Raw genomic sequence first — 10717 nt, 5'->3', positions numbered from 1 at the left:
TCACCTTTGGCAGTTCCCTCTCAAAGGACTCCCAAACGACCGGTCTAAGCTCCCTGAAAAGGCCAGTGATTAGCTCCTCTATGAGGCCCATAACGTCGTCCATGCTCGCCCCAGCGATTTCCATGTCGAGCTGGGTGAACTCGTATGCGTGTCTGCCGTCGTCCGCTTCCCTTCCCTCAAGCCTTATGTTCGGCGAGAGGACAAAGAGCCTGTCAACTCCCATAGCTATTGCAATCTGCTTATGAAGTATCATGCTGTGGGTCAACCTAAGCCTTTCTCCGTAGACCTCCACTTCAGGTGGTCTCAGGGCTTCTCCCGCGGCAGGGTCCGGCCAGAGGGGGTCGGTTATCGAGCTCAGAACAACTGGGAGTAGCCAGCGAAAGCCCCTCTTTGAAAGCTCGCCGGTAAGGTAAGCAATCACCCTCGTCTGAACGTCCGCTATTGGGTCAATTTTTCTACTTACAATTTGGAGAGCGTTCATGTTAATCACCAATTTTTCGTCAAGTTGTTTAGGGTTTATTGCCCTTGTGCAAAAATCCTTGAATTTTTGACAAAAATGATGGAAATTAAGCATTTTTCTTGATAAAATTTCTAAATTTTAAGATTAAATTGTCATAATTTCAACAGACTTCAAAGAGCCAAACGGCAGAGTTATAACTCCTGAGACAGAATACCCTCGGTGGAAACCATGGGCGTCTACATCTTCAAGCCCGAGGATTTGATACGCTACGGTTCGGCAAGGCCTGAGCAGATGGAGCTTTTGAAGGAAGAAATCCTGGCCAAGAGGGACGTTCTCATTGCCGGCACGAGCAGGAGCGGAAAGACAAAGCTCGTCGAGGCGCTCCTCCACTACGTTCCAGAGGACTGGAAGGTGGCCGTCGTTACTGCCTACGGCGAGTTTAAGCCATTCAGAAAGAACATCGAGGTTATCGATACTGCATTCGACCAGAGGGGCACGAACGAAAGAACCGATGAGGTCATCGGGAAACTGAAGAGCCTGAAGCCTGACTACGTTGTTGTAGACACCCTTCACACCATCAGCGTCCCGAGGGTTCTCGACGAGCTGATAGATGATTACGCTTTCATCGTAACGTCCCTGGCTATGAGCAACGACTTGAAGGCCGAAACAATGCACTGGCTCGGAATAGATGAGAACACATTCAACCGCTTCGACGTTCTAGTAGAGCTGAGCAGGGACTGGAGAACCGGAATGAAGAAGATAAACAGGATTTACAGGATAAAGGACGGGGAGTTAATCCCTGTAACCTAATCCTCCCACAATTTTTTGAAGACCCTGAGGTAGCCCTTTCTCCAAGCTAAGTAGAGAACCCCGTTGAAAACCAGCGTTGCCAATAGCGCGAGGGTCAGGGAGCTGAACGTTATTCCCGCCATGCTGTATTGCGTTCTCCTAAACATCCCGAGGGAAACGTAGTCCTCCGGGGTCATGTGCCTCATTTTCAGCTCCGTCCTAACGGTTCCGTTTTCGGGCTGGAGGGAGAGCATGTGGTTCCACGTCACAACGTAGAGCTTAACGTGGCTCCCGTTTTCAGCGCAGTTGGAGACGGTGACGTTCCGTTCAAGCCAGAGGCATTTTCTACCGGGGAGGAGTTTCCCGTGAACCTCAACGTGGCCCTTTGTCTGAAAGTAAAAGGTACCGTCTCCCGGGTTTATCTTGAACACCTCTATGTCCTGCGTCGCCCCGCTGTAAACAAGGCCCCTGAAAAAGCGGTAAAGTTTGTCTATGACCAAGTTAGAGAAGTACTCGTCCCGCCAGACGATGTAGTACTGAACCGTCCCGTTACGCGAGACCATGTAGAGGATTCCCTGGGGCATGTCGCCCGGCTCGGCGTAAATTACCGGGCTGTATTCCCTAACCTTCTCGGTCTCCCCCGGTAGGTAGCCCTCAAGGGAATAACCGCTGGAAGCGAGGCCCACGAACCAAAAAAGGAGCGTGTTCATAACCAGCCAGAGGGCGATAAGACCGACCTTTCTCTTCGAAACCATGGTCTTTCACTAAAATGAAAGGTAGAGGTCAGCCCTTAAGCTTTTCTATGACCTCCCTGAGGTTGTCGAGCATCTCCCTTATGTCTTCAAAGGTCATGTAGCCCATGTTTCCAATCCTGAAGGTCTTCTCAGCGACGCTTCCGTAGCCCTTAGCTAATTCGAAGCCCCTCTCGCGCATGGCGTTGTAGACGTCTATTCCCTTTATTCCCTCCGGAACTACAACGGCAGTAATCGTTGGACTCTCATAACCTGGCTCTGCCAGAATTCCGAGGCCCATCTCCTTGACTCCGTTCCTTATCATCTCGCTCCTCTTCCTGTACATGTCGAGCCATTCCTTCTTTCCGCCCATCTTCTCGATTATCCTGAGAACAACGTTGAGGCCGAATATCTGTGGGAGCGGTGGAGTTGAGGGCGTTCCCTTCTTCTTCTCGTTGAACTTCTTGTAGAGGGGCAAATCGAAGTACCAGCCACGCTCCGGCATCTTCTCCGCTATCTCAAAAACCCTCTCGCTGACAGCAGCTACCGCCAATCCCGGAGGAACGCCGAAGGCCTTCTGACTGCTCGCAAAGACCAGGTCAATGTCCCACTCGTCGAACTTTATGTCGGCACCGCCCATCGCAGAGACGGCATCGACGAAGAGAAGCTTGTCGTGCTCTTTAACCACCTTCGCCAGCTCAGGGAGCGGGTTGAGAACGCCAGTGGAAGTCTCGTTGTAGGTTATCGTTACCGCGTGAACGTCGGAGTTCTTCCTTAAGGCCTCATCGAGCTCCTCCGGCTTAACCGCCTGTCCGGGTTCCTTCTCAAGGATTACAGCCTTCCTACCGTTGGCTTCGACAACGTCTGCAAAGCGCTTACCAAAGGCACCTATGACGGTAACCAGAACCTTTTCACCCCTCGGTATCGTGTTTCTAACAGCGGACTCCATGAATCCGGTGCCGGAGCTTGGGAAGAGTATTACCTCGCCTTTATCCGCCTCAAGGAACTTCTTCAGCCTCTCAAGGGTGTCCACATGGACGGCTTTAGCCTCGGCAGAGCGGTGGCTGAACATCTGGACGGACATTATCGCGAGGACCTCTGGGAAGCAGGCAACGGGTCCGGCTGTGAAGAGCTTGTACTTCGGCTTTACCATCTCGTAGACTTCCCTGTAAGCGTCTTCATAGGCCATGTCGAAGCGTAACTCCATCATAATCACCTCGGGGAGCTTTGGTGGGAGGGATGTAAAAAGGCTTCGTTCGGCTATTTGCAAAAAATTGGAACGTTGCTACATATTTTCACTTAGATTTTCGAAAAACCTTCAGGGGGAGAACCCTTTTAAGTCAAGTGCATAGCGTTCAAAAGGTGGTCTAATGGAGGGGAAGCGCCTCGCCGGTATAGTCCTGCTCATCGTCTCGGCCTTCACGGGAACCATAGCCTTCCGTCTGGCAACCCCGGCCATAGCCTTCTACACGCGTGACGTTCTAAAGGCCAGCATGCTGGCTGTTTCCCTCGTTTCGATGTCCTTCGTTCTGGCGAGGGCCTTCTCCTCGGTCCTCGGTGGTTTTATGCTTGAGAAGGGGAAAAAGCTTGTCTATTTGGGTGGACTTGCCATGATGGGAAACGCCCTGGCCGTTCAGCTCTACCCCCTGACATCAAGCTGGCTTCAGGTTTTCGGGATAAAGCTCCTCAACGGCTTTCTTAACGGGATAAGCTGGCCCATGGCCCAGTTCGTTCTAGCTGTTACGACGCCAAAGGAAATAAGGGCAAGGGTCACGGCAGTTTATTTCTTCTTCGGGAGCATCGCCTCGCTCCTCGGCAACTACGTTTATGCTTACACCGTAAACCTCGGCTTGGCCGGCCAGATGTGGATTTCCTCAGTCTTTTTCGTTCTGACAGGCCTTATAATGCTTCTCAGTTACTACCTCCTCTACGCCGAGATAACACCGAGGCGGAGGAAGGTCTCAGGAGAAAGGCCGAGCCTCAACCCAAGGAGGATTTTAATAATCGCCTCGCTCATGGCAATTATAGTGGCCTTTACCTCAGGCGAAATAACCTACGTCTACGTCTCAGAGGCCCTGGGGCTGAGCAGAGAGAGGACGGCAGTTTTACTGGGCTGGACTGGTTTCCTGTCAGCTTTGCTGAGCTACTTCGTCTCGTGGCTTGCCGACGTGAGGAGCGAAGCTAAGACCGTTAAAATGACCGCCCTTCTGGCGGGTATATCACCAGTTCTGGCCTCGATAAAGACCGCCCCAACGGTTTTCCTCGGGATTTTTCTGGCTCTCTTCGCCTTTCAGAGCTTCCGCCCCATTTCTAGAAAAGTTCTGGCAAGCTACCACCGCTCCTCGCTTGCGATAGGAGGTGTCAATGGCCTTCAGAACATCTCGACCTTCGTTGGCGGAATGCTCTTCGGCCTTGCCTATTCGCTGGGTGAAATTCACTCCGTCGTTACACTGAACATCGCCCTGCTTGTCTTCCTGCCGGTTTCTCTCGGGCTCATCCTTGAGGGGGTGAAGGTGGGGGAGGAATAGGCCTCCAAAACTTTTATAAGGAACTCAACTCGTCTGAGTTTAGGCTTTAGCTTACGCTCATTTGGAGGTGAGATTATGGGACTTAGGCCAGCGAAGATTGATAGGGACGTTGACAAGCCCGCTTACACGAGAAGGGAATACATACGCGGTGCCCCAGGACCGAAGATAACGATATTCGATATGGGCAACCTTTCGGCGGAGTTCCAATATGAAGTCAGCCTCCACGCCGAGCAGGCCATGCAGATAAGGCAGAACGCCCTTGAGGCGATTCGTATACAGGTGAACAGGTACCTCCAGAAGAACGTCGGAAGGAGCAACTACCACTTCAAGATACGCGTTTTCCCCTTCCAGGTGCTTAGAGAGAACCCCATGGCTACCGGGAGGAAGGCTGACCGTTATGGAAACGGTATGCGCAGACCTTTTGGAAAGCCAATTGGACTTGCCGCAAGGGTCAAGAAGAACCAGAAGATTCTCACCGTCTGGGTTAACGAGAACCACCTCAAGTTCGCCCTTGAGGCAATGAGAAGGGCCAAGATGAAGCTTCCATACTCGGCTTACTACAGGATTTACGACAAGAACGGAAACGACGTCACCACCAAGGTCCTCTCCACGATGAAGCGCTGAGTTTTTTACTTCCTTCATAATCCTAAATTGTTATTAATGCCCCTTTCTCATTTTAAGCCGGTGGGGGAGCATGGTAAGTTCACATTTTAGGGGGCTATTACTCAAACTCGGCCTTCCCGAGGAGAGACTTAACGTCCTCGAGGGGAAAGGGGGAATAGAGGAGGACCAGTTTGAAAGAATCTACTACGTCCGCTTCCGCGATTCCGCGAAGGGATTTAGAAGGGGAACAGTCGTTTTTGATGACGGAACAGTCGTTTTGGGATTTCCCCACATAAAGAGAATCGTCCAGCTTGAGAACGGAGTGAAGAGAATATTCAAGAACAAACCGTTTTACGTCGAGGAAAAAGTGGACGGCTACAACGTACGCGTCGTTAAGGTCAAAGACAAAATTCTGGCCCTCACAAGGGGTGGTTTTGTCTGCCCCTTCACAACCGAGCGAATTCTCGACTTCATCAGCGAGGATTTCTTCAGGGATTATCCCAACCTGATTCTCGTTGGCGAGATGGCAGGTCCTGAGAGCCCTTACCTCGTTGAGGGGCCACCTTACGTGAAGGAGGACATAGCCTTTTTCCTCTTTGACGTCCAGGAGAAGGGAACTGGTAGGAGTGTTCCCGTTGAGGAGCGCTACAAACTGGCTGAAGAGTACGGAATCCCCCAGGTCGAGCGCTTTGGTCTCTTTGATAGAAACAGAACCGAAGAACTCATGGAGCTCATCGAGAAGCTGAGCGAAGAGGGGAGGGAAGGCGTTGTAATGAAGACCCCGGACATGAGAAAAGTAGCCAAGTACGTAACTCCCTACGCTAACATCAACGACATAAAGATAGGCTCCAAGATTTTCTTTGACTTACCCGGGGGATACTTTATGGGGAGGATAAGCAGAGTGGCATTTTACATAGCCGAGAAAAAACTCAGGGGCGAGGAATTCGAGGGACACGCGAAAGCCCTTGGGGAAGCCCTCCTAAAACCCCTCGTGGAGAGCATCCTCGAGGTGTCCCAAGGCCACAATGTCGAGGAGACCTTCACTATAAGAGTGAAAAACATAAGCACAGCCTACAGGATGGTGAGCCACTTCGAAAGGCTCGGCCTCAAAATCCACATAGAGGACATTGAAGACCTCAAGAACGGCTACTGGAGGATAACCTTCAAGAGGCTTTACCCTGATGCGACTCGCGAGATAAGGGAACTCTGGAACGGGCTGGCTTTTGTTGACTGAACCTTTTTCTTTTTACTCACCTCCATCTGCTGTCCCTGTTTGCAAGAAGACGCTCTTTCAAGGCTTCAGAAGCAGGTTGTGGTGCGGTGGCCGGGATTTGAACCCGGGTCACCGGCTTGGAAGGCCGGTGTCCTAGACCAGGCTAGACTACCACCGCACAGAAAGTGGTGGGGCGAGGGGGATTTGAACCCCCGACACCCGGATCTTCAGTCCGGCGCTCTCCCAGGCTGAGCTACCGCCCCACGCCCAAAGATAAAAGGCCAGAGCGGATTTATAAATCTTGCGGTGGCCAATAGACAAAGATGGACATCAAATCCTTGGTTCGACAGCGTAAACAGTCTTATCTTCACCAATTCCCTCAATGAGTCCCCTGTGCCTCCTGACACAGCTCTCGCACTCCCCGCAGTGTATGGGCTTTCCGTCCTCGGTGAAGCCTTTCGGCATGTAGCAGGAGTTGGAGTACTCGTATTTGGCATTTAGTTCCTTCAAAAGCCTCGCTATGCCCTTCTTGTCGAGGTCTATGAGCGGAGCAACAACCTTGACTTCTGCCATGGTCCCATAGCGGAGCATCTCGTTCATCTTCTCAACGAACTCAGGTGTGTTGTCAGGAAACGTTGCCCCCTCCTCCGCGTTAAAGCCAACTATTATGTCTCCGCCACCCAAGGCGTCAAGGAGAGAAGCGGCTACGGCTATTAAAACCACGTTTCTCGCTGGAACCCAGACGCTTCTGGCCGTCTCCTGAGCAATGCTCATGTCATCGAGCTCTTTTCCAGTAACTTTAGGCGTCTCCCCGCCAACTAGCGTAGTCCCCCTCAGTTTGGAAAACTCCTCAAGGAAGTCAAGGCGAACTATCTTCAGCGGAACGTTTAGTTCCTTCGAGAAGAACTCCGCCACTCTGTTCGTTACCTTCTCCTCGTTGCTACCGTAGTTGACTGTGAGCATTATCACCTCGTCGTAGTTCCTCTTAGCCCAGTAGAGGCAGGCCGTTGAATCAAGTCCTCCAGAGAACAAAACGACCGCCCGCTTCATTCAACCACCTCCGGGAGCAGTTTAACGTTAAGTTTTCCAGCACGGTTTCTAAGCTTTTTGTCGTAGGTCGCGAGGGTTCCAACTTCCTTGGCCACCGCGAGGATTACAGAGTCGTTATAGTGTTTTAAGCTGAGGTTTCCGAAGAGGTTGAAGGCCGGAAGTAGGTACTTTCTGTCATCGGCGAGGCTAACCTTCTCGTTTAGAAGAATCCTTGTTAGAGTCTTCTCGGCTTCCGCGGGTGCAACCCCTGCCAACGCCAAGTTCCAGATAAACTCGTAGACAACGATTGCCGGTAGCACTACCTTATCAAGGGAGTCTATCAATTTCCTTGCTTCTCTATATCTCTCTGAGCTGCGGTTGATGGAGTAAAGGAGGACGTTCGTATCAACGACCGCTACCCTTCCCATTTAGATGCCTCCGCGAGAGCTTTTCTGGAGTTCTCCTCGATTTCTTCCGGCGTGAAGTCCCTTCCAAGGTCAAGACTCGGCCACTCCATTTCGGCTTTTTTGATGACTATCTCGTCTCCCCTCAGTTCGACGCTCAGGTATTCGCCCTCCTTTATGCCAAGGGCCTTTCTAATCTCGGCTGGAATCGTTATCTGGTAGTTGCGGGTGACCTTCGTGAGCGGCATAGTAGCTCACCAAAGTATAGTAGACCCTTCTCCTAGATAACCCTTACGCTCACCCCAGAGCCAGCCCGATGATTTCCTTCACGCTCGAAAAGCCCTCCTTCTCAAGATAGCGCTCAATTCCCTCACTTATTTCCCTGAAGACCTCCCAGCCACGGAGTGAGACGGCGGTTCCTATCTGCAAAGCCGAGGCCCCAGCTAATAGGAACTCAACCGCGTCCTGCCAGGTGGTTATGCCACCTATTCCTATCACAGGAATGTCAAGGATTTTTGCAAGGTCGTAGACGGCCCTTAAAGCAACGGGCTTGACTCCAGGCCCGGAATAGCCGCCGACTTTATTGCTCAGTATCGGCTTTCTCGCGTAGATGTCAATTGCTATCGCCTTCAGCGTGTTTATCGCCGAAACTCCATCTGCTCCCGCTTTCTCAGCGGCGAGTCCAAGTTTGGTTATGTCGTCCATGTTGGGAGTGAGCTTCGCTATTACCGGTTTGTTAGTTGCTTCCTTAACTGCCCTAACAACATCATAGACGTTCTCCGGATTCTGCCCGATTTCCATGCCGTAGCCCTTCGCGTGGGGACAACTGAGGTTCAGCTCGAAGGCATCCGCCACATCGCTCAGCGTTTCCGCTAGAAAGGCGAACTCCTCCGGTGTTCCCCCGAAAATCGAGACAATTAGGGGGAAGTCGAAAGTGTAGCCTTCAACCATCTCCAGAAAGCCCTTCCAGCCGGGATTTGGAAGGCCCATTGCGTTTATCAGGCCGTAGGGGAGCTCAACGATGGTTGGGTTGTCGTAGCCCTTTCTAGGCTCGATTCCGATGGATTTTGTTACGACTCCACCAGCCCCTTCTTCGTGGGCGCGAATCCACTGCTCGGGAGTTTTGTCGTTGATTCCAGAGGCGAGAATGAGGGGATTCTCAAACTTTATCCCGAAGAGCTCGAGCTCAAGGCTGACCATCTTGACACCTCAAAGGCAAAAGAGCCAAGTGCTATTAAGATTTTTGCCAGAAGTCTAGTGGCGGCGGGCGTGCCCGGGAGTGGGAACCCTCCGCCGTACCCCTCCACCGGGGCTCCCTCACCCCCGCTACCCCGGGAGCGCCGAACGTCCCGCCTACCGTTGCTCCCTTCCGGGCCTGGCGGGGTTCGGCGGGCAAAGGGCGTTAGTCCGGCCCTCCAGCCGAACCTCGCCCACCGCCGGCCCCCCGGGACGAGGGCTCATCGTTGCACCCCGGCTTCGGGGCACGGTTTTGGGAACCGCCCCCCGGGCTTCGGCCCCGGCATGTCGGCGGTTTCCGGTTACAGGGGACGCCGAACCCCCCGGCCTAGCCCGCCGCCAAGTTTTAGTTTCTGGGCCAGATATATAAAGGTTTGGTAGGTTCAAAAACCAAAGGTTTCCCACCAAAGTATTGAAAAATTTTCATAAGCGCTGGCCCGTACAGGCTCATGGGTGACTTTCAGTGCGCCTCAGTGAACATCCTATTCTAAGGTTTGAGCGCGGAAGAGAGGTTACCATCTACTTTGAAGGACGGCCAATTAAGGCCCACGAGGGCGAAACGATTGCGACGGCTCTCCACGCCGCCGGAATAAGGATTCTCAACTACTCCCCAAACGAGAAGCGTCCCCGCGGGCTGTTCTGTGCTATAGGAAAGTGTTCCTCATGTCTTATGGTCGTGAATGGGATTCCCAACGTGAGGACGTGCATAACACCCGTTGAAAGCGGAATGAGAATAGAACGCCAACAGGGGAGGGCAAAACTTCCGAGGAAAGCCAAGCCACCGGAGTTCAAGGACGCAAGAGTCATAGAGGCAGACATCATTGTTATAGGAGGCGGTCCAGCGGGACTAATGGGAGCAATCAACGCGGCCGATGCAGGGGCAAAGGTTGTTCTCATCGATGAGAACCTCATGCTTGGAGGCCAGCTCGTCAAGCAGACTCACAAGTTCTTCGGGGAGAGGGAGCAGTTCGCTGGAGTGAGGGGCATTGAGATAGCGAAAATCCTTGAGGAAGAACTCAAAAAGAGGAAAAACGCGGAGGTCTTCCTCGAAACCTCTGCTGTGGGGATATTCCAAGATGGCGATGAGAGGCTCGTTTTAGCTGTTAAAAACAACAGGGAGCTGATTGAATTCCGCGGGAGGGCAATTATCGTTGCCACCGGCGCGATGGAGAGGATGATACCCTTCGAGAACAACGACCTACCGGGAATTTACGGAGCCGGAGCCATTCAGACACTTATGAACACCTACGGCGTAAAACCGGGAGAGAGGGTTTTAATAGTCGGGGCCGGAAACGTGGGGCTTATTCTGGCGTATCAGCTCATTCAGGCTGGAGTGGAGGTGAAGGCTATAGTCGAGGCGATGCCCAAGGTTGGTGGTTACTTCGTGCACGCGGCGAAGGTCAGAAGGCTTGGAGTGCCGATACTGACGAGACACACGATTCTCCGCGCTGAGGGGAAGGAGAAGGTGAAGAAGGCGGTAATAGCCCAGCTCGACGAGAACTGGAAGCCTATTCCCGGAACGGAGAAGACCTTCGAGGTTGACGTCATAGCCCTCGCCGTTGGTCTGAGGCCGAGCATAGAGCTTCTCCATCAAGCGGGCTGTCAAATAAAGTACGTCCGCGAGCTTGGAGGTCACGTTGCGGTTAGAGATGAATGGATGGAGACGACCGTCAGGGGAATATTCGTTGCAGGCGACTCGGCTGGAATAGAGGAGGCCACGACAG

The 10717-nt window shown here is 52.6% G+C and carries 12 protein-coding genes, 2 tRNA genes and 1 other RNA gene; 5 read left to right on the top strand and 10 right to left on the bottom strand.

Annotation, left to right across the window (positions count from 1 at the left end; genetic code table 11):
• The coding region (locus F7B33_RS07750; RefSeq protein ID WP_297074031.1) for an amino acid--tRNA ligase-related protein at positions 1–481 on the bottom strand (481 nt) is incomplete at its 3' end.
• A gap of 207 nt (positions 482–688) precedes the next feature.
• Here F7B33_RS07750 and F7B33_RS07745 point away from each other — a divergent pair.
• Positions 689–1270, top strand: a complete 582-nt coding sequence (locus F7B33_RS07745; RefSeq protein WP_297066598.1) for an ATPase — start codon at positions 689–691, stop codon at positions 1268–1270.
• Here the strand turns inward: F7B33_RS07745 and F7B33_RS07740 are convergent.
• On the bottom strand, positions 1267–2004 hold the full coding sequence (locus tag F7B33_RS07740; protein ID WP_297074030.1) for a hypothetical protein: 738 nt from the start codon (positions 2002–2004) through the stop codon (positions 1267–1269). The genes F7B33_RS07745 and F7B33_RS07740 overlap by 4 nt on opposite strands.
• A gap of 28 nt (positions 2005–2032) precedes the next feature.
• A complete protein-coding gene (locus F7B33_RS07735) occupies positions 2033–3187 on the bottom strand; it encodes an alanine--glyoxylate aminotransferase family protein (protein ID WP_297074028.1) in 1155 nt (384 codons plus the stop codon).
• 163 nt (positions 3188–3350) lie between these two features.
• On the opposite strand from F7B33_RS07735, the gene F7B33_RS07730 reads away from it, so the two are divergent.
• The 3 genes from F7B33_RS07730 to F7B33_RS07720 all read left to right on the top strand — a co-directional run bounded on the left by F7B33_RS07730 (position 3351) and on the right by F7B33_RS07720 (position 6345).
• Positions 3351–4508, top strand: coding sequence for an MFS transporter (locus tag F7B33_RS07730; RefSeq protein ID WP_297066561.1), 1158 nt, complete (start codon positions 3351–3353; stop codon positions 4506–4508).
• 75 nt (positions 4509–4583) lie between these two features.
• A complete protein-coding gene (locus F7B33_RS07725) occupies positions 4584–5132 on the top strand; it encodes a 50S ribosomal protein L16 (RefSeq protein ID WP_297066563.1) in 549 nt (182 codons plus the stop codon).
• 70 nt (positions 5133–5202) lie between these two features.
• Positions 5203–6345: an RNA ligase gene (locus F7B33_RS07720; protein ID WP_297066566.1), complete on the top strand. Its 1143-nt coding sequence runs from the start codon at positions 5203–5205 to the stop codon at positions 6343–6345.
• Positions 6346–6424: 79 nt separating this feature from the next.
• Here F7B33_RS07720 and F7B33_RS07715 read toward each other — a convergent pair.
• The 7 genes from F7B33_RS07715 to ffs all read right to left on the bottom strand — a co-directional run bounded on the left by F7B33_RS07715 (position 6425) and on the right by ffs (position 9332).
• Positions 6425–6502, bottom strand: a tRNA-Gly gene (locus F7B33_RS07715).
• Positions 6503–6510: 8 nt separating this feature from the next.
• Positions 6511–6587, bottom strand: a tRNA-Phe gene (locus tag F7B33_RS07710).
• A gap of 67 nt (positions 6588–6654) precedes the next feature.
• Complete coding sequence (gene queC / locus F7B33_RS07705) at positions 6655–7374, bottom strand: 7-cyano-7-deazaguanine synthase QueC (protein ID WP_297074027.1); 720 nt, start codon at positions 7372–7374, stop codon at positions 6655–6657.
• Complete coding sequence (locus tag F7B33_RS07700; RefSeq protein WP_297066572.1) at positions 7371–7781, bottom strand: PIN domain-containing protein; 411 nt, start codon at positions 7779–7781, stop codon at positions 7371–7373. Before F7B33_RS07700 ends, queC begins: the two co-directional genes overlap by 4 nt.
• On the bottom strand, positions 7769–8005 hold the full coding sequence (locus tag F7B33_RS07695; protein WP_297066575.1) for an AbrB/MazE/SpoVT family DNA-binding domain-containing protein: 237 nt from the start codon (positions 8003–8005) through the stop codon (positions 7769–7771). The genes F7B33_RS07700 and F7B33_RS07695 overlap by 13 nt, the downstream gene beginning before the upstream one ends.
• A 49-nt stretch (positions 8006–8054) precedes the next feature.
• A complete protein-coding gene (locus F7B33_RS07690) occupies positions 8055–8957 on the bottom strand; it encodes a dihydroorotate dehydrogenase (protein WP_297074026.1) in 903 nt (300 codons plus the stop codon).
• A gap of 61 nt (positions 8958–9018) precedes the next feature.
• Positions 9019–9332, bottom strand: an RNA gene (ffs, locus tag F7B33_RS07685) — signal recognition particle sRNA.
• Between the two features lie 124 nt (positions 9333–9456).
• Here ffs and F7B33_RS07680 point away from each other — a divergent pair.
• Positions 9457–10717 (top strand): FAD-dependent oxidoreductase (locus tag F7B33_RS07680; protein WP_297074025.1); only part of this gene is annotated, 1261 nt, incomplete at its 3' end.

This window comes from Thermococcus sp., from assembly GCF_015523185.1.
Taxonomy (GTDB): Archaea; Methanobacteriota_B; Thermococci; order Thermococcales; family Thermococcaceae; genus Thermococcus.
This window is presented reverse-complemented; position numbering and strand designations above follow the sequence as displayed.